Source organism: Mesorhizobium sp. M1D.F.Ca.ET.043.01.1.1 (assembly GCF_003952385.1).
Taxonomy (GTDB): domain Bacteria; phylum Pseudomonadota; class Alphaproteobacteria; order Rhizobiales; family Rhizobiaceae; genus Mesorhizobium.
Map to the genome: position 1 here is coordinate 96,342 of NZ_CP034444.1, position 16,250 is coordinate 112,591.

20 protein-coding genes are annotated in these 16,250 nt (G+C 63.8%); 10 read left to right on the forward strand and 10 right to left on the reverse strand.

Going from position 1 to position 16,250, the window contains the following annotated elements:
- The first annotated feature begins 50 nt into the window (after positions 1–50).
- A complete protein-coding gene (locus EJ067_RS00555) occupies positions 51–656 on the forward strand; it encodes a transglutaminase-like cysteine peptidase (RefSeq protein ID WP_126084182.1) in 606 nt (201 codons plus the stop codon).
- 232 nt (positions 657–888) lie between these two features.
- On the forward strand, positions 889–1,464 hold the full coding sequence (locus EJ067_RS00560; protein ID WP_126084183.1) for an ankyrin repeat domain-containing protein: 576 nt from the start codon (positions 889–891) through the stop codon (positions 1,462–1,464).
- A gap of 34 nt (positions 1,465–1,498) precedes the next feature.
- Here the strand turns inward: EJ067_RS00560 and EJ067_RS00565 are convergent, their stop codons facing one another.
- Positions 1,499–2,026 carry a gamma carbonic anhydrase family protein gene (locus tag EJ067_RS00565; RefSeq protein ID WP_126084184.1) on the reverse strand — a complete coding sequence of 176 codons (528 nt, stop codon included), beginning with the start codon at positions 2,024–2,026 and terminating at the stop codon, positions 1,499–1,501.
- A gap of 97 nt (positions 2,027–2,123) precedes the next feature.
- On the reverse strand, positions 2,124–2,450 hold the full coding sequence (locus EJ067_RS00570; protein ID WP_126084185.1) for a hypothetical protein: 327 nt from the start codon (positions 2,448–2,450) through the stop codon (positions 2,124–2,126).
- Positions 2,451–2,558: 108 nt separating this feature from the next.
- Here EJ067_RS00570 and EJ067_RS00575 point away from each other — a divergent pair, with 108 nt between their 5' ends.
- The 3 genes from EJ067_RS00575 (at position 2,559) to EJ067_RS00590 (ending at position 5,467) form a co-directional block, all read left to right on the forward strand.
- A complete protein-coding gene (locus EJ067_RS00575) occupies positions 2,559–3,284 on the forward strand; it encodes a hypothetical protein (protein ID WP_126084186.1) in 726 nt (241 codons plus the stop codon).
- 225 nt (positions 3,285–3,509) lie between these two features.
- The gene (locus EJ067_RS00585; RefSeq protein WP_126084187.1) at positions 3,510–4,748 is read left to right on the forward strand and encodes a cytochrome P450; all 1,239 of its coding nucleotides are present in this window, start codon (positions 3,510–3,512) and stop codon (positions 4,746–4,748) included.
- 11 nt (positions 4,749–4,759) lie between these two features.
- Complete coding sequence (locus EJ067_RS00590; protein ID WP_126084188.1) at positions 4,760–5,467, forward strand: transporter substrate-binding domain-containing protein; 708 nt, start codon at positions 4,760–4,762, stop codon at positions 5,465–5,467.
- A 15-nt stretch (positions 5,468–5,482) separates the two neighbouring features.
- Here EJ067_RS00590 and EJ067_RS00595 read toward each other — a convergent pair whose 3' ends face one another.
- The 5 genes from EJ067_RS00595 to EJ067_RS00615 all read right to left on the reverse strand — a co-directional run bounded on the left by EJ067_RS00595 (position 5,483) and on the right by EJ067_RS00615 (position 9,433).
- A complete protein-coding gene (locus EJ067_RS00595) occupies positions 5,483–5,827 on the reverse strand; it encodes a cupin domain-containing protein (RefSeq protein WP_126084189.1) in 345 nt (114 codons plus the stop codon).
- A gap of 4 nt (positions 5,828–5,831) precedes the next feature.
- Positions 5,832–7,112: an O-acetylhomoserine aminocarboxypropyltransferase gene (locus EJ067_RS00600; protein ID WP_126084190.1), complete on the reverse strand. Its 1,281-nt coding sequence runs from the start codon at positions 7,110–7,112 to the stop codon at positions 5,832–5,834.
- Between the two features lie 159 nt (positions 7,113–7,271).
- Positions 7,272–7,793, reverse strand: coding sequence for a CoA-binding protein (locus tag EJ067_RS00605; protein ID WP_126084191.1), 522 nt, complete (start codon positions 7,791–7,793; stop codon positions 7,272–7,274).
- Positions 7,790–8,566, reverse strand: coding sequence for an AAA family ATPase (locus EJ067_RS00610; RefSeq protein WP_126084192.1), 777 nt, complete (start codon positions 8,564–8,566; stop codon positions 7,790–7,792). The genes EJ067_RS00605 and EJ067_RS00610 overlap by 4 nt, the downstream gene beginning before the upstream one ends.
- Positions 8,567–8,611: 45 nt before the next feature.
- A complete protein-coding gene (locus EJ067_RS00615) occupies positions 8,612–9,433 on the reverse strand; it encodes an enoyl-CoA hydratase (protein WP_126084193.1) in 822 nt (273 codons plus the stop codon).
- A 154-nt stretch (positions 9,434–9,587) separates the two neighbouring features.
- Between EJ067_RS00615 and EJ067_RS00620 the strand changes: the two genes are divergently transcribed.
- The 3 genes from EJ067_RS00620 (at position 9,588) to rpsI (ending at position 11,219) form a co-directional block, all read left to right on the forward strand.
- Complete coding sequence (locus EJ067_RS00620; protein ID WP_126084194.1) at positions 9,588–10,046, forward strand: PaaI family thioesterase; 459 nt, start codon at positions 9,588–9,590, stop codon at positions 10,044–10,046.
- Positions 10,047–10,278: 232 nt separating this feature from the next.
- On the forward strand, positions 10,279–10,743 hold the full coding sequence (rplM, locus tag EJ067_RS00625; RefSeq protein ID WP_059184834.1) for a 50S ribosomal protein L13: 465 nt from the start codon (positions 10,279–10,281) through the stop codon (positions 10,741–10,743).
- The gene (gene rpsI / locus EJ067_RS00630; RefSeq protein ID WP_040969232.1) at positions 10,743–11,219 is read left to right on the forward strand and encodes a 30S ribosomal protein S9; all 477 of its coding nucleotides are present in this window, start codon (positions 10,743–10,745) and stop codon (positions 11,217–11,219) included. Before rplM ends, rpsI begins: the two co-directional genes overlap by 1 nt.
- A gap of 53 nt (positions 11,220–11,272) precedes the next feature.
- Here the strand turns inward: rpsI and EJ067_RS00635 are convergent, their stop codons facing one another.
- The gene (locus EJ067_RS00635; RefSeq protein ID WP_126084195.1) at positions 11,273–12,181 is read right to left on the reverse strand and encodes a LysR family transcriptional regulator; all 909 of its coding nucleotides are present in this window, start codon (positions 12,179–12,181) and stop codon (positions 11,273–11,275) included.
- 95 nt (positions 12,182–12,276) lie between these two features.
- Between EJ067_RS00635 and EJ067_RS00640 the strand changes: the two genes are divergently transcribed.
- Positions 12,277–13,146 carry an aldo/keto reductase family oxidoreductase gene (locus EJ067_RS00640; protein ID WP_126084196.1) on the forward strand — a complete coding sequence of 290 codons (870 nt, stop codon included), beginning with the start codon at positions 12,277–12,279 and terminating at the stop codon, positions 13,144–13,146.
- A 44-nt stretch (positions 13,147–13,190) separates the two neighbouring features.
- Here EJ067_RS00640 and EJ067_RS00645 read toward each other — a convergent pair whose 3' ends face one another.
- Positions 13,191–13,736: a YbhB/YbcL family Raf kinase inhibitor-like protein gene (locus EJ067_RS00645; protein WP_126084197.1), complete on the reverse strand. Its 546-nt coding sequence runs from the start codon at positions 13,734–13,736 to the stop codon at positions 13,191–13,193.
- A gap of 303 nt (positions 13,737–14,039) precedes the next feature.
- Entirely contained in the window at positions 14,040–15,209 is a 1,170-nt protein-coding gene (locus tag EJ067_RS00650; RefSeq protein ID WP_126089443.1) for a PLP-dependent aminotransferase family protein, read from the reverse strand.
- Between the two features lie 275 nt (positions 15,210–15,484).
- Here EJ067_RS00650 and EJ067_RS00655 point away from each other — a divergent pair, with 275 nt between their 5' ends.
- Positions 15,485–16,225 (forward strand): sulfotransferase family protein, encoded by a 741-nt coding sequence (locus EJ067_RS00655; protein ID WP_126084198.1) that lies wholly within the window; start codon positions 15,485–15,487, stop codon positions 16,223–16,225.
- The last annotated feature ends 25 nt before the right edge of the window (positions 16,226–16,250 follow it).

The window sequence follows — 16,250 nt, forward strand, 5'->3', positions numbered from 1 at the left end:
AAATAAATCCCAACGTGGCACAGTCTCTCGCAAACGGGGAGACTACCATAATGAAAATGACGAGGGGCAAGCTGTTGCTATTGGCAATGGCGATGCAGCTTTTCGCCTGGGGCACGGCAAGCGCTGGACCGGTGTTCATGCATACGGGTGGCCGCACCACCCAGCCGGTCGGTCACTATGAATTCTGTCAGCGTATTCCGGTCGAATGCAACGAGAAGACCCCGAAGGGAACGCCGGTCGACCTGACCCGCAAGCTGTGGGCGACGATCATCAACGTCAACAATTCGGTGAACACCCGCGTCAAGCCGCGCACCGACATGGAGATCTACGGGGTCGAGGAACACTGGGCCTATCCCGGCAACGGCTATGGCGACTGCGAGGACTATGCGCTGGAGAAGCGCCGCCAACTGATGGCCGTGGGCGTCCCCGCCGGCGACCTCTTGATGACGGTCGTGCGGCAGCCGAACGGCGACGGCCACGCGGTGCTGACAGTGCGCACCAGCCTCGGCGAATTCATCCTCGACAACCTCGAGCCGAAAGTGCTCGCCTGGAACGACACGGTCTACACCTACCTCAAACGTCAATCGACCGAGAATTCAGGCGTTTGGGTTTCGATCAGCGACGGCCGCGAGGACGCCGTCGCCAGCGTCCGCTAGGACGCCGATGCATGTCGCCCAAAAGTGCGCAGCGGTTTTGGGGCAACGACATGCACAAAGAGATTAAGCACGTCGCATTCATGCGAGGTGCTTAGGGAAAAGCCCGGTCGAGTCCCCACCCTCCCCGTCCCCAACGACCGGGTTTTAGGAGCCGGCCCTGTCCCCGGGCCGGCTCCGCCATTTTCGCCTTCGCTCTGTCAGGCCTTTCCGGTCGTGGCGGAATGGGCGCAATATGGCTGTCCATTTCCGATGGAAGGCGATGCTGGAAATCGCTGACGACCGCTGCGAGCGCGCCAAGCTCTTCAAGGCCATCGACGATGCCTTCAAGGCGGGCGACCTCGAGGCTCTTGGCAAGGCGCTCGGCGGCTCGGCGCGCTGTTTCGACGAGAGGATGCCCTTCGAGCTCGGCCTCGGCCATCCGCTGGAATACGCCATCTATTGGAGCCCGTTGGCCTTTATCTCGACGCTGCTCGATGCCGGCTCGAACCCGAACTACGAGGACCACGCCGGATTTCCTTCCTTGATCGCGGCGCTGTCGGCCGAGCGGCCGGACAGGCTGGAGATCGTCAGGATCCTGATCGAGCATGGCGCAGATCCGAACATGCGCGGCGTCAATGACTGGACGCCTCTCCACTATGCCGTGGCGCAGCGCGACGCGCAGGCGATCCGCCTGCTGCTGGCATCCGGCGCGGATCCGACGCTCAGAACGCGCATCGATGATTACGGGACCGCGCTCGAAGGTGCGGACCAGGCCGGCTTCGAAGCGGGAGTGTTGCTGTTGCGCGAGGCGATGTCCCGGAGCGGATAAGCCGATGGCAAGCCGTCGCGGGGAACGCAAGCTCTCAGGCGTTCTTCAATCCGGCCTTGAAACGTCTGCCGTTGGCGACATAGTGCGCGGCCGAGACGCGCAGCCTCTCGATCGCCGCATCGTCCAGCACCCTTATCACCTTGGCGGGCGAGCCGACGATCAGGGAATTGTCCGGAAAGACCTTGTTTTCCGTCACCAGGGCGCCGGCGCCGACCAGGGAATTCTTGCCGATCTTCGCTCCGTTGAGCACGACGGCGCCCATTCCGATCAGGCTGTTGTCGTCGACGGTGCAGCCATGCAGCAACGCGCGATGACCGATCGTGCAGCCTTCGCCGATCGTCAACGGAAAGCCCGGATCGGTGTGCATGACCGTATGTTCCTGCACGTTGGTATCGGCACCGATCGTGATCGGCTCGCCGTCGCCGCGGATGACGACGCCGAACCAGAAACCGGCGTTGCGGCCTATCCTGATATCGCCGATCAGTGTTGCGTCGGGCGCCACCCAGTTGGTTTCCGCATCCTCGAACCGAGGCGCTTTCCCATCGATCGTGTAGATCGGCATTCTTGTCTCCGATTCGTCTCAAGCCGAGAACTCGGCAGAGCCTAAAGCATGTCTCCCGAAAGTGTGCAGCGGTTTCGGGACAAAGACATGCTTAAAATCAGACATAAAGACCGGCCACCCAGGAGGCAATGGTGATCAGCACGACGCCGAGCGCCAACGCCCAGGCCACGGCAGTGCAGCCGCACGAAAGCAGCGCCAGCGTGCCAATGCGCCCCTCGCGCCGGGCAGCCAGCGCATCATTGGCGAGCATGAACGGGCCGGCGCAGGCGGTCGCCGCGAGCGAGCGCACGATATGGGCAGGCGACACATAGGGCTCGGCGAAGGCCAGCCGGCGGCCGCAGAGGATTTCCATCGCCGAACCAGCGAGGCCGCAAGCCGTCAGGCCGACCGCAAAAGCGTAGAGAGGGAGCAACATCGGATCCATCTTTACCAACCGTTTACCATGAGACCGCACAGTCGTGCCATCGCGCTGCAAGAGCCATGCCGCGCGCGCTGTGCCACCTGAGGACAGGTGAACGGATCGGGGACCGCGATGAGAGAGGCAACTGCCGCCAGCCCGGAGTTCGAGGTCGTCGACTCGAGGTTAATGAAGCGGGTGTTCTACGCCTTCGCGGCGCTCGCCCTTCTCTCGGTGGCCATCAGCGTCGGCGGCAAATGGCTCGGCCGGTCGATCGCCATGGCCGGCTATACCGACGACACGACCGTCCGGCAGGTGGTGATAGGCAACAACGTGATCGGCGTGCCGGCCAACTTCATCCGCTTCGACCAGGCCAGGCGCGACGGCATAGCCTCGCGCCTCGACCTCTATCTGCGCTATCCCGAGATGGACGGCTACAGCGCCGCCGCGCGCGACGACTTCAACCATGCCCCGACCAAGAAGATCATCTTCCTGTCGTTCGAGCCGCGGATGATGTCGCGCGACATGAGCGGCCGCTTCGCGCCGATCTACAGCGCCCTGATCGTCAAGCCGGGCACGCCCGGCCCGGACGGAACGACGCTCTACGGCTTCACCGAGAAATCAGGCTATCTCAATGAGGTGCTGGCGGTTGCCGAGCGCCCGGGGAAAGACCCATTCGTCGCCCGCTGCCTGAGCGGCCCGAACGCCGAGGAGTCGCTGGCGCCGTGCGAACGCGACATCCAGGTGGGCGACGATCTCAGCCTCACCTACCGTTTTCCGCGCGAGCTCCTCGGAAACTGGCAGGCGCTCGACGCCGCGATCGCCGCCAAGGTGGCCGGCATATTGAAGACCGGACATTAAAGCGCGCCGCGCAGAAACGGGTTCGGGCGAAGCGCTTCAACTCTTTGTTTTGATGCATCTCGTTCTCCCAAAACCGCTGCGCACTTTTGGGCGACATGCAGCAAAGCGCAGCGCCGAAGCCCTTTGCACGCCGCCATTTTGTCTCTGCCTGGCTCAACGCATCGGCTCGACGGGCGCCAGAATACGGTCTGGCATCGGGTCGACAAGGCGCGCTATTGGTCGAGCATGACGCCAGACTATCTCACCTTCGACCCCGCCAGCCGCCGCCTGCGGCTCGATCCGCACCAGCCCGCCTTCGTGCAGAACCCCTATGAGACCTATGCCCTCCTGCACGGCATCTCGAATGCCTTCTTCTGGGAAGACTATGGCTTCTGGTGTTTTGGCGGCTTCGACGACGTCAATCGGCTGCTGCGCGACCGCCGCTTCGGCCGCCAGAACCCGGCCGGCATTCCCGACAGCCGCGGCGTCGGTGACGACCGCTCGCACCTCACCGCCTTCGACGCGATCGAGGTGAATTCGATGCTGGAGCTCGAGCCGCCGGTGCACACCAGGCTGCGGACGCTGGTGAACCGGGCCTTCGTCTCGCGCCAGGTAGAGCGGCTGCGGCCACGCATCGAGGCTTTGGCCAACGAGCTGATCGACCGCTTTGAGCCGGGCGGCGTCGACCTTTTGCCCTCCTATGCCTCGCCTTTGCCGATCACCATCATCGCCGAAATGCTCGGCGTCCCAGCCGAGATGGGGCCGCAACTGCTCGACTGGTCGCATCGGATGGTCGCCATGTATATGCATGGCCGCACGCGCGAGACCGAAGATGTCGCGAACCGCGCCGCTCGCGACTTTTCCGACTTCCTGCGCGGTTACGTGGCCGAGCGGCGCAGGAAGCCTGGCGATGATCTGCTTTCGCTGCTGATCCAGGCGCAGGACAACGGCCAAAAACTTTCCGAGGACGAGCTGGTTTCCTCGGCGATCCTCTTGCTCAACGCCGGCCACGAGGCGACCGTGCACCAGACCGGCAATGCGGTGCGCTCGATCCTGGCGCAAGGCGGCGACGCGCGCCGCTTCTTCGAAACACCTGAGGCGAATGTCGCGACGGTCGAGGAATGCCTGCGCTACGATGCGCCGCTGCACATGTTCCTGCGTTACGCCTATGAAGAGATCGAAGTTGCGCCGGGCATTCCGGTCAAGCCCGGCGAGATGGTCGCGCTGCTGCTCGGCATGGCCAATCGCGATCCGCTGGCGTTCGCCGGACCTGACATTTTCAACCCGGCGCGCACGGACCAGAAGAACGTCTCCTTCGGCGCCGGCATCCATTTCTGCATCGGCGCGCCGCTGGCCAGACTTGAATTGCAGGTGTCGTTGAAAGCGCTGTGCGAGCGCCTGCCAAAGTTGCGTTTGGCCGAGGAGCCGCGCTTCCGCGACAGCTATCACTTTCATGGGCTGGAGCGGCTCGCCGTAACTTTCTGAGACGACACGAAATGCGGTTTGCCTTCTTGCAGGAACCTCCCTTCTGCTTCACCGATGCATCCGGCAAGCTCGGCGGCTGCGACGTGAAACTCGCCGAGAAGATTTGCCGGATGCTCGCGCTGGCGGATTTCGCGCCAATCGAGACGGAGTTCGCCGACCTGCTGCCCGGAGTGGCCAACGGCCGCTGGGACATGACCACCGGTCTGTTCATCTCGGACGAGCGCAGAAAACTCGTCGACTTTACACGGCCTATCTGGTCGCTGCCGGACGGGCTGATGGTCACAAAGGACAATCCGCTAAGCGTGGAGGGCTACCGCTCCCTCGCTCGAAATCCTTCAGCGATACTAGCTGTGATATCGGACCAGATTCAGCATCGAACCGCGTTGCAGAACGGCGTTCCGCCGGAGCGGATCACGGTACTCGCCACGCAAGCAGAGGCGGCGGAAGCGGTGGCCACCGGCACGGTGCAGGCCTATGCCAGCGTCGCCATGGCGCATCGCGGCTACATCGCCCGGCGACCTGATGCACCGCTCGAAGTCATCGACGTGCCGGCTTCCGAAAAGCAGCCTGCCGCCGGCGCCTTCGCGCTGGCCAAGAGCAACGATGTGCTGCGCCAGAAAGTGGATCGGTGCCTGGATGAACTGCTCGGCAGCCCGTGGCACCGGACGATGATGAGCGAGTGCGGATTTTCCGGCGACGATATCGACCGGCTGTTGTGAACCGGCCGAAAGCCGTCAAAGCTTGATCACATATTCCTTGCGGGTGGTCTCCAGCACTTCCCAGCTCCCCTTGAAGCCGGGCCGCAGCACGAAACTGTCGCCGGCCCTGACCGTGCGCGCCTCGCCGCCGTCCTCGGTGATCACCGAGACGCCGGACAGGATGTGACAGAACTCCCATTCGTCATAGACGATGCGCCACTTGCCAGGCGTCGCTTCCCAGATGCCGGCATAGAGGCCGCCGTCCCGTTCCTCGACATTCCAGGTGCGGAATTTGGGATCGCCCGACACCACGCGGTCCGGAGCCGGCGCGCCGGGCTCCGGCTCGACGCGTTGGGTATCCACCGTGAGAAAGGCCGACATCGGATCAAACCTTGCTGAGCGCCTGCTCGAGATCGGCGACGATGTCGTTGACATCCTCGATGCCGATCGACAGCCGGACCGTGTCCGGCCCGGCGCCGGCCTTGACCTTCTGCTCGTCTGAAAGCTGACGGTGCGTGGTCGAGGCCGGATGGATGACCAGCGACTTGGTGTCGCCGACATTGGCGAGGTGCGAGAACAGTTCCAGCGCCTCGACGAACTTGACGCCGGCCTCGTAGCCGCCCTTGAGGCCGAAAGTGAAGACGGCGCCGGCGCCCTGCGGCGAATATTTCTTCTGGAGCGCGTTGTTCTTGTCGCTCGGCAGTCCGGGATAGTTCACCCAGGCGACTTTCGGATGGTTCGAAAGCCAGGCGGCGACGCTCACCGCGTTGTCGCAATGGCGCTGCATGCGCAGCGGTAAGGTTTCCAGGCCGGTCAGGATCAGGAAGGCATTGAAGGGCGAGATCGCCGGGCCGAGATCGCGCAGGCCGAGCACGCGGGCGGCGATGGCAAAGGCGAAGTTGCCGAAGGTCTCATGCAGCACGAGGCCGCCATATTCGGGGCGCGGCTCCGACAGCATCGGATATTTGCCCGACTTCGACCAGTCGAAGGTACCGCCATCGACGATGGCGCCGCCGATCGAATTGCCGTGGCCGCCGATGAACTTGGTCAGCGAATGCACGACGATGTCGGCGCCATGCTCGATCGGCCGCACCAGATAGGGCGAGGCCAGCGTGTTGTCGACGATCAGCGGCAGGCCGTGCTTGCGGGCGATGTCGCCGATCTTCTCGATGTCGACGAAAATGCCGCCGGGATTGGCCAGGCTCTCGATGAAGATCGCCTTGGTCCTGTCGTCGATCTGGCTCTCAAAGGTCGACGGGTCGTTGGTATCGGCCCAACGCACCTCCCAGCCATAGTTCTTGAAGGCGTGACCGAACTGGTTGATCGAACCGCCATAGAGCTTTGTGGCGGATACGAAATTATCGCCAGGCTGCATCAGATTGTGGAAGACCAGCACCTGCGCGGCATGGCCGGAGGCAACGGCAAGCGCCGCCGTGCCGCCTTCAAGCGCTGCAAGCCGCTCTTCGAGCACCGCCTGGGTCGGGTTCATGATGCGGGTGTAGATGTTGCCGAATGCCTTCAGCCCGAACAGCGAGGCGGCGTGGTCGGCGTCATCGAAGACGTAGGAGGTGGTCTGGTAGATCGGCGTGGCGCGGGCGCCGGTCGCCGGATCCGGCTTGGCGCCGGCGTGAACGGCGAGCGTGTTGAAACCGGGCGTACGGGTCATCGAAGCCTCCCTCTCTAAACCTTTCGAAATCGCCGGGCATTCTTGGCGAAGCGCGGTCGCGAATGCAAAGAAGAAAATACCTTTCGGCGTACGATCTGCGGCGAACGCCCGGGAAAATCCATTTCTTCCCAGAATAATTTTGCGCGCCTGGTTATCGGCCTATTTCTGCCTCACGCCAAAACTCTGGAAGCCCTGCCGCATCACAGGCTTCTTCGACGACAGCACGCCGGAATTGACGCCGGTCCAGCCGATCTCGCCCGACAGCTTGCCGTATTCGATCTTCGGGCAACGGTTCATCACCACCTTGATGCCGGCGGCCTCGGCGCGCGCGGCGGCCTCGTCATGGCGCACGCCGAGCTGCATCCAGACCACCTTCGGCAGCGGATCGAGCTTCAGCACCTGGTCGACGACGCCCGGCACCGCCGCCGAGCCGCGAAAAATGTCGATCATGTCGACCGGCTGCGGCAGGTCGGCCAGGCTGGCGTAGACGGGGCGGCCGAGGATTTCCTTGCCAGCATGACCCGGGTTGATTGGGAACACCGAAAAGCCCTTGGCCAGCAGGTACTTCAGCACGAAAAAACTCGGCCGAACGTCGTTGGGCGACGCGCCGACCATGGCGACGGTCTTCACCGAGTTGAGGATGCCGGCGATATAGGTGTTGTCGTAGGCGTCGTGATTCATGGCTCGTCCTCATACAGCGCTTCGGCGAGAAAGGCAGCCGGATCGCTGCAGAAGTCGCGCATCATGCGAAAATGGTCGGTGTCCTGAAAATCGATAGGGTCGAGGCCGAAGCGGCTGATGCGGAAGAGCTGCGCATTCGGACAGGCCGTCAGCAGCGGCGAGTGCGTGGCCATGATCACCTGCGCGGTGCCGGATTGATCCATCCGCTGGAGGAGCTTGAGCAGCTCGATCTGGCGCGTCGGCGACAGCGCGCTTTCGGGCTCGTCGAGGATGTAGATGCCCTGGCGGCTGCAGCGCTCCTCGAAGAAGCGGATGAAGCCTTCGCCATGCGACCATGACAGGAAATCAGGTGGCGCTCCGCCAGAAACGAGTGCCGCCTGATCGAGGTAGCGAGCTATGGAGTAGAACGATTCGGCGCGAAAGAACCAACCCGCGGTGACCTTCGGCAGCCAGTGGGCTCGCAGCGCGCCGGCAAGAGCCGCGCCGCTCCTGTCGATGGCACTGGAGTGGTCGACGGGCATATAACCTTTGCCGCCGCCGGCTTCGTCATAGCCGGCCAGGGCGCCGATGGCTTCGAGCAGCGTCGATTTGCCGGTGCCGTTCTCGCCGACGATGATGGTGATGGCACTCGTGAATTCAAGCTCGAATTCGCGGCCTTGGAAGATCGGCAGATCCCACGGATATTGGTCCCAATCCGCGACGCGCGACGGCTCAAGCAGGATGCGCTTGAGGTATGGCGCCTTCAGCCGCGTCAGTGGCCTGCGGGCAACCACGTCGAACCCTCAACGATGGAAAAGCGCGGCTGCATCCCGGGCCGACTATTCGTCGGTCCATTCGGGGTTGCGCTTGCCGATGAAGGCGCCGATGCCTTCCTCGGCGTCGCGCGCCAGCATGTTTTCGACCATCACCCGGCCAGTATAGGCATAGGCGTCGGCGAGCCCCATCTCGGCCTGCGCGTAGAATGCTTCCTTGCCGGTCTTGACGACCAAAGATGATTTGGAAGCAATGGCTTGAGCGTATTTGTTGACAACCTGATTCAGATATTCGCGCGGCACGATGCGGTTGACCAGGCCGAATTCCTTGGCCGTCGCCGCGTCAATCGTCTCGCCGGTCAAAAGCATCTCCATCGCCTGCTTGCGCGAGACGTTGCGCGACAGCGCCACCATCGGCGTCGAGCAGAACAGGCCGATGTTGACGCCAGGCGTGCAGAAGGTCGCCTCATGCGAGGCAATCGCAAGATCGCAGCTTGCAACGAGCTGCAGGCCGGCTGCGGTGGCCAGGCCATCGACCTCGGCGACCACCGGCTTTGGATGGCGCACGATCGTCTGCATCAGGTTGGCGCAGGCGGCGAAAGTCTTCTCGAAGAAGGCGCGGCCACGATCGGAATCGGCGCGGTGCGCGGTCATTTCCTTGAGGTCGTGGCCGGCGCAGAACACTTTTCCGGATGCCGCCAGGATGATGACGCGAACGGACTTGTCTTCCCTCGCCCGATCGAATTCGACCTGCAGCGCCGCCATCGTCGCCAGTGACAGCGCGTTGGCCGGCGGGCTGCCAAGCGTCAGGCGCAGCACGCCTTTGTCCTGGCTGGCGAGAACGGGGCCTTCCGTGACGGCGGGCTTGATGGCGACAACTTCAGCCATTTGCAAAACCTCTCGATCGGCGTCCGCGGCCCATGGAGCAACAGAACTAGCACGCTGCCGGTTGAAGAACAGCCGCGAGGCGTGTTTTCTGCGTCGCATCCTTTGGTCCAGACGCTCACCGCCTGGTGCCTCCCTTCCATATAGGAAATCGCGCATGCCTGCCCAAAGCAATCTGAAGCCGATGCTCACCGCGGCGGAAGTCAATGCGCTGATGGAGAGCGTATACCCGCAACTCAACGACCGGCTTACATCCTATCAGGCGCTGGACGTGTTTCCCGGCGGCTGCACGGTTCGCCTCAATGCCGACGAACGGCACCTGCGCCCGGGCGGCACGGTCTCCGGTCCGTCGCTGTTCACGCTGGCCGATATCGGCGGCTATGTCTGCGTGCTCTCCCATGCAGGCCCCGACGCGCTTTCGGTGACCACCAACCTCAACATCAATTTTGTCCGCAAGGCCGAGGCCGGGCCGATCGACGGCCATTGCCGCATACTGAAGCTCGGGAAGAGCCTGATGGTGTTCGATATCGACATCGTCGCCGGCCCGGACGGGCACACCGTGGCGCATGCCACAGGCACCTATTCGATCCCGCCAAAGCGACCCGCAATGGGGTAAAATAGTACCTCTTTCTCAAACTATTGTTTTTACTTTATTATTCGCGCCGACATAGTTTTCGGCGGCCTTGACCCGCCTGACGCCCTCGCCTATAAGCCCACCCGAAGCAGCGGCCCGCAACGGCCGCCGTTTTGTTATTGGCGGATGGCTTAGCCGCCCTGTCAATTCAAGCAACAAGAAACGCCTTTCCCTGTCCTTTGCGGATGAGGAAGGTCCAACTGAGAGCAAAACCATGGCTACCTTTTCGCAGAAGCCTGCGGATGTGGTGAAGAAGTGGGTGCTGATCGACGCCGAAGGTCTCGTCGTCGGACGCCTCGCCACTGTCATCGCCAACCATCTGCGCGGCAAGCACAAGCCCACCTTCACCCCGCATGTCGATGATGGCGACAACGTCATCGTCATCAATGCCGACAAGGTGGTGTTCACCGGCAAGAAATACACCGACAAGGTCTATTACTGGCACACCGGCCATCCCGGCGGCATCAAGGAGCGCACCGCGCGCCAGCTGCTCGAAGGCCGCTTCCCCGAGCGCGTCGTCGAGAAGGCCGTTGAGCGCATGATCCCGCGCGGCCCGCTTGGCCGCCGCCAGATGAAGAATCTCCGCGTCTACGCAGGCGCCGAGCATCCGCACGCCGCCCAGCAGCCCGTCACGCTCGACGTGGCCAAGCTGAACTCCAAGAACAAGAGGGCCTCGTAATGGCTGAGCTTTCCTCGCTCGCAGAACTCGGGACTGTCACTGCCGCCGCGCAGCCGGCCGCGCCCGTCCACGTCCAGAAGCTCGACAAGTCGGGCCGCGCCTATGCCACCGGCAAGCGCAAGAACGCCATCGCGCGCGTCTGGGTGAAGCCGGGCTCCGGCAAGATCACTGTCAACGACAAGGAATTCGCGACCTATTTCGCGCGTCCGGTGCTGCAGATGATCCTCAACCAGCCGATCGTCGCCGCCAACCGCGCCGGCCAGTACGACATCGTCGCCACCGTCATCGGCGGCGGCCTCTCCGGCCAGGCGGGCGCCGTGCGTCACGGCATCTCCAAGGCGCTGACCTACTACGAGCCGGCGCTGCGCTCGGTGCTCAAGAAGGGCGGCTTCCTCACCCGCGACAGCCGCGTCGTCGAGCGCAAGAAGTACGGCAAGGCAAAGGCCCGCCGCAGCTTCCAGTTCTCGAAGCGCTGATCGTACGCTCACATGTTTTCGAAAGGCCGCCTCCGGGCGGCCTTTTGCTTTTGTCACCACCGACCCGCCGGTGTCTTGATGTAGTCAATGAAGGCGCGCAGCGGCGCGGGCACCAGGCGGCGCCCGGGGTAATAGAGGAACGGCCCGGAAAACTCCTGCCACCATGGCTCCAGCACAGGCTCCAGCACGCCGCTCTCGAAATGCGGACGTACCCAGTCCTCGAACAGCCACAGAATGCCGACGCCGGCGATCGCCGCATCGATGCCGAGATCGACGCCCCCACCGATGCTGACGACCAATGGCCCGGTGGGATCGACCCGCACCACCTCGCCGTCGCGTTCGAATTCCCAGGGCGTCATGACCCCGCTGGGAAAGCGGCCACGCAGGCACGCATGACCAAGCAGGTCACGCGGGTGTTGCGGCCGACCGTGCTGGGCGAGGTAGGCCGGCGAGGCGGAAGTGGTGAAGCGCTGCGCGCGCGGCCCGATCGGCACCGCGATCATGTCCTGCTCCAGCCGCTCGTCGTAGCGGATGCCGGCATCGCAGCCTGCCACCAGCAGGTCGACGAAATTCTCCTCCGCGATCACTTCCAGGCGAATGGCGGGATAGGCGGCGAGAAATCCCGGAACGATTTTTGGCAGCACCAGCCGAGACGCGCTGATCGGGACGTTGAGGCGCAAGGTGCCGGCGGGCCGGTCGCGAAAGCCGTTGACGACATCAAGCGCTGCTTCGACCTCGCCCAGCGCCGGGGCGAGCCGGGCAAGCAAGCTGGCGCCCGCCTCGGTCAAAGCGACACTGCGCGTGGTGCGATTGAAGAGCCGCACGCCGAGCTGGCTCTCCAAACGGCGGATGGCTTCACTGAGCACAGACGCACTGCCCGCCGTCACCCGGGCCGCTTCGCGAAAGCCACCGGCGCGCGCCACCGCCAGAAATCCCTGGAGATCGTTGAGGTCAGCAGCCATTGTTCTCAATTCCGCACAAGTTGTGCCGGTTATACCCTGTTATCGGGACAGAGACCATGCCCTATCTCCGTCGCCGACAGCGAAGGAGAACCACGATGTCCAGTGACAAATCCGGCACCTACAAACTCGGCGACCGCATCGTCCGCCGGCTCGGCTACGGCGCCATGCAGCTAGCCGGCAAGGGCGTGTTCGGTCCACCGAAAGATCCTGCCGCGGCGATCGCCGTGCTGCGCGAGGCCGTGGCGCAAGGCGTGAACCACATCGACACCAGCGACTACTATGGGCCTCATGTCACCAACAGGCTGATCAGGGAGGCGCTGGCGCCCTATCCGGACGATCTGGTGATCGTGACCAAGATCGGCGCCCGTCGGGGCAGCGATGCCTCCTGGCTGCCGGCCTATTCGCCCGAAGAACTCACCCAGGCCGTGCACGACAACCTCGGCAATCTCGGGCTCGACGTCCTCGAGGTGGTCAATCTGCGCATCATGTTCGGCATTCACGGCCCGGCCGAAGGCTCGATCGAGGCGCAGTTGGCCGCTCTGGCCGAATTGCAGCGCAAGGGCTTGGTGCGCCATATCGGCTTGAGCAATGTGACCCGCAGGCAGATCGAGGAAGGCCGCAAGATCTGCAAGATCGCCTGCGTTCAGAACCAGTACAATCTGGCGCATCGGGACGACGACTCGCTGATCGATGAGCTTGCCCGCGACGGCATCGCCTATGTGCCGTTCTTCCCGCTCGGCGGCTTCAATCCGCTACAGTCCTCGACCTTGTCGGGTGTCGCTGAACGGCTCGGCGCGACGCCGATGCAGGTGGCGCTCGCCTGGCTGTTGCAGCGTTCGCCCAACATCCTGCTGATCCCGGGCACATCGTCCGCCGGGCATCTGCGCGAGAATCTCGCGGCGGCGGAGTTCGAGTTGCCGGCTGAGGTTCTCCGGGAACTGGACGAGGTCGCGAAGGCGGCGTGATTTAGCTGATCTCCCTTACTTGGGGGCCTCGAGAGGGAGATCAGCTACCTCCCATACGTATAGGTCACACTCGCCTCGGCCAGCGCCTGACTTTTCGCCGCGACCGACACCATCTCCGGCGACGGATTTTCCGGCGTGCGCAGCTTCGGCTCGCCGAGCGCATAGAGCGTGAAGAGATAGTGATGAGTGCCGCTGCCGGGCGGCGGACATGGGCCGAAATAGCCGGAGCGGCCGACACCGCCTTCGCCGGACACCGCGCCCTTGGGCATGCGCTTGCCGCTTTTCGAGCCGGCGCCCTCGGCCAGGCCCTTGGCGCTGGCCGGGATGTTCCAGACCAGCCAATGCCAGAAGCCCTTGCCGCCATTGGCATCGGGATCGAACATGGTGAGCGCGTAGCTCTTGGTGCCGGCCGGCGGGTCCTTCCAGGCAAGCGCGATCGAGACGCTCTTGCCGCCGCAGCCGGCCTTGTCGCCGAGATATTTTGCACCCCATTTGCCGTTGGAGACCGACGGGCTGGAGATTTCGAAGGCCGATGCCTGGGTGGCGAAGGCAGCGAGCGCAAGCAAGGTGAAGCCGAGGCGTAGGGTCATGCTTTCCTCCCCTTCTGGCCAAGGTGTGAGAGTTTAGCGGAGCGGCCCCAAAAAGGGCAGCGCCAGCGAACCCTCGCAAGCACGAAAAAAAGCCCCGCCGGTGGAGGCCGTCGGGGCTCTTTCGTTCGGCCGTGGAGGTGGGATCTCGCGGCCGGTCGATCCAGGGGGTGTTGGATCGGCCGCGACCCTAGCCGAACAACCGGCCTTGTCGGAAATCACGCCTGAGCACCACCAATCACGCCTGCGCGAGAAGAAGGTGATGGCCGGCTGTCGATCTCCCCAAGAGGGCCCAAGAGGGGGAGACTACGCTTGCAGCAGCTTCGCCAGCCTCGGCACACCCTCGTTCACCGCACGGTCATCGGCCAGCGTAAACGACATGCGCAGCGTGTTGCGGCCGGTGCCGTCGGCGTAGAAGGCGTTGCCCGGCACGAAGGCGACGCGCGCCTCCTTCACCGAACGCGCCAGGAGATCGGTGGCGTCGGCGTCTTCCGGCAGCGTCAGCCAGACGAACATGCCGCCATCCGGCCGGCTCCACGAGATGCCCTTCGGCATGCTGGCTTCGAGCGCGCCGAGCAGCGCGTCGCGGCGCCGGCGGTAGGCGCCGATCAGTTTTTCCACCTGGCCGTCGAAGATGGTCTCGGCGACGCGATGCATGACCATCTGGTTGATCGAAGGGCTGTGCAGGTCGGAGGCCTGCTTCATCAGCACCAGCTTCTCCACTACATGGCGCGGCGCGCAGACCCAGCCGACGCGCATGCCGGGCGACAGGATCTTGGAGAAGGAGCCGCAATAGATCGTGCGCGCCTTGTCGATGCCGCCAGAGCGCGCGCAGTCGAGGGCCAGGATCGGCGTCACGCCCTCCCCGCCATAGCGCAGCGCGCGGTAGGCGGCGTCCTCGATCACAGCGATGTCGAGCTCGCCGGCGAGGTCAAGCACCGCCTCGCGCTGCCTGGCATCTAGCGTGTTGCCGGTCGGGTTGGCGAAGTCCGGAACCAGATAAGCGAATTTCACCTTGCCGCCATTCGCCGCGGCTGCGGCGCGGTAGGCCTCCGGCGTCATGTTGCCGCCGGCCGTGTTGAGCCGGTCGTAGCGCGGCTCATAGGCGTTGAAGGCCTGCAGCGCTCCGAGATACGTCGGCCAGGTGACCAGCGCGGTGTCGCCGGGAGACAAGAAGAGCTTGCCGAGATAGTCGAGCGCCTGCTGCGAGCCGGAGGTGATGAAGATGTTGCCCTCGTCACAGGCGACGCCGAGCTGGCCCATATGGGCGGCCAGCCATTTGCGCAGCGGCAGAAAACCTTCGCTGACCTGGTATTGCAGGGCGGCGCCGGCCTCCGCGCCGCCAAGCACGGCCTGGTAGGCGTCGGCGATGGCCTCGGCCGGAAACAGCGAAGGGTCCGGAATGCCGCCGGCAAAGGAGATGATGTCAGGCTGGTCGAGCAGCTTCAAGAGCTCGCGGATTTCCGAGGCCTTCATGCGCGAGGAGCGCGAGGCCAGAAGGTTCAACAGGGTGGTCAAGGCGCACCTCCCGCGGGGCGAGTTTTTTATTTAGGTCAATGTAGCTGACCTATTACCAGTCTCTACCGCCCGCGTGAATAGCCAAAACGGTCATGGCGCATCGTTCAGGCGACATTTGGCCCAGATATTTTCGCGAATGCTAATAGAAAATGTTGCGAGCGGAGCGCGTTCAGCACAACATGAAATCCGGGGCCGGCCGTAACGACAAAAATCAATCCGGCCGAGGGGATGGCATGACGCTCGAGCTTATCGGGGCCGGATTCGGCCGCACCGGCACGTGGTCCACTTTCACCGCGCTGAACAGGCTCGGCTTTCCGAGCTACCACATGCAGGAAGTCATCATCAACAAGGCCAACAAGGGCCATCTCGACTTCTGGCGCAAGGTGGCGAACAGCCCGCCGGGCAGCCAGCACGACTGGAGCCGCGTCTTCGCCAACTACCGGGCGACCGTCGACAATCCGGGCTGCTGCGTGTGGCGGGAACTGATGGCCGCCTACCCCAACGCAAAGGTGCTGTTGACGCTGCATCCGCGCGGCGCCGAAGCCTGGTACGACAGCACCATCGACACGATCTACTTCACCGAGAATGTCTGGCAGTTCAGGGTGCTGGAATGGCTGACGCCGTTCGGCCGCAAGTTCGGCGACATGTCGCGAAAGCTGGTCTGGGGTCGCACGCTGAAAGGCGTCATGGACGACCGCGACAAGGCGGTGGCGCGCTACAACGCCTATATCGAGGAGGTGAAGGCGGCGGTGTCGCCGGAAAGGCTGCTGGTCTTCAAGGTCACCGACGGCTGGGGGCCGCTCTGCGATTTCCTCGGCGTCCCGCTGCCGAACGAGCCCTTCCCCAACCTCAACGACCGCGCCAGCATCAAGAAGATCATCAACGGCATGATCATAGGATCCTATGTGATGCTCGCCGGCGTGGCGGCGCTGATCGCGCTGGTGATCGGCGGGCTGTGGTGGTGGCTGGGGTAGAGAGTGGGAAAAGGTGTCCGCGCCC

What these genes read in the sequence shown, in the direction of transcription:
- EJ067_RS00555 (WP_126084182.1), top strand. Translation starts at nt 51, where the DNA reads ATGAAAATGACGAGGGGCAAGCTGTTGCTATTGGCAATGGCGATGCAG.
- EJ067_RS00560 (WP_126084183.1), top strand. Translation starts at nt 889, where the DNA reads ATGGCTGTCCATTTCCGATGGAAGGCGATGCTGGAAATCGCTGACGAC.
- EJ067_RS00565 (WP_126084184.1), bottom strand. Translation starts at nt 2,026, where the DNA reads ATGCCGATCTACACGATCGATGGGAAAGCGCCTCGGTTCGAGGATGCG.
- EJ067_RS00570 (WP_126084185.1), bottom strand. Translation starts at nt 2,450, where the DNA reads ATGGATCCGATGTTGCTCCCTCTCTACGCTTTTGCGGTCGGCCTGACG.
- EJ067_RS00575 (WP_126084186.1), top strand. Translation starts at nt 2,559, where the DNA reads ATGAGAGAGGCAACTGCCGCCAGCCCGGAGTTCGAGGTCGTCGACTCG.
- EJ067_RS00585 (WP_126084187.1), top strand. Translation starts at nt 3,510, where the DNA reads ATGACGCCAGACTATCTCACCTTCGACCCCGCCAGCCGCCGCCTGCGG.
- EJ067_RS00590 (WP_126084188.1), top strand. Translation starts at nt 4,760, where the DNA reads ATGCGGTTTGCCTTCTTGCAGGAACCTCCCTTCTGCTTCACCGATGCA.
- EJ067_RS00595 (WP_126084189.1), bottom strand. Translation starts at nt 5,827, where the DNA reads ATGTCGGCCTTTCTCACGGTGGATACCCAACGCGTCGAGCCGGAGCCC.
- EJ067_RS00600 (WP_126084190.1), bottom strand. Translation starts at nt 7,112, where the DNA reads ATGACCCGTACGCCCGGTTTCAACACGCTCGCCGTTCACGCCGGCGCC.
- EJ067_RS00605 (WP_126084191.1), bottom strand. Translation starts at nt 7,793, where the DNA reads ATGAATCACGACGCCTACGACAACACCTATATCGCCGGCATCCTCAAC.
- EJ067_RS00615 (WP_126084193.1), bottom strand. Translation starts at nt 9,433, where the DNA reads ATGGCTGAAGTTGTCGCCATCAAGCCCGCCGTCACGGAAGGCCCCGTT.
- EJ067_RS00620 (WP_126084194.1), top strand. Translation starts at nt 9,588, where the DNA reads ATGCCTGCCCAAAGCAATCTGAAGCCGATGCTCACCGCGGCGGAAGTC.
- rplM (WP_059184834.1), top strand. Translation starts at nt 10,279, where the DNA reads ATGGCTACCTTTTCGCAGAAGCCTGCGGATGTGGTGAAGAAGTGGGTG.
- rpsI (WP_040969232.1), top strand. Translation starts at nt 10,743, where the DNA reads ATGGCTGAGCTTTCCTCGCTCGCAGAACTCGGGACTGTCACTGCCGCC.
- EJ067_RS00635 (WP_126084195.1), bottom strand. Translation starts at nt 12,181, where the DNA reads ATGGCTGCTGACCTCAACGATCTCCAGGGATTTCTGGCGGTGGCGCGC.
- EJ067_RS00640 (WP_126084196.1), top strand. Translation starts at nt 12,277, where the DNA reads ATGTCCAGTGACAAATCCGGCACCTACAAACTCGGCGACCGCATCGTC.
- EJ067_RS00645 (WP_126084197.1), bottom strand. Translation starts at nt 13,736, where the DNA reads ATGACCCTACGCCTCGGCTTCACCTTGCTTGCGCTCGCTGCCTTCGCC.
- EJ067_RS00650 (WP_126089443.1), bottom strand. Translation starts at nt 15,209, where the DNA reads ATGAAGGCCTCGGAAATCCGCGAGCTCTTGAAGCTGCTCGACCAGCCT.
- EJ067_RS00655 (WP_126084198.1), top strand. Translation starts at nt 15,485, where the DNA reads ATGACGCTCGAGCTTATCGGGGCCGGATTCGGCCGCACCGGCACGTGG.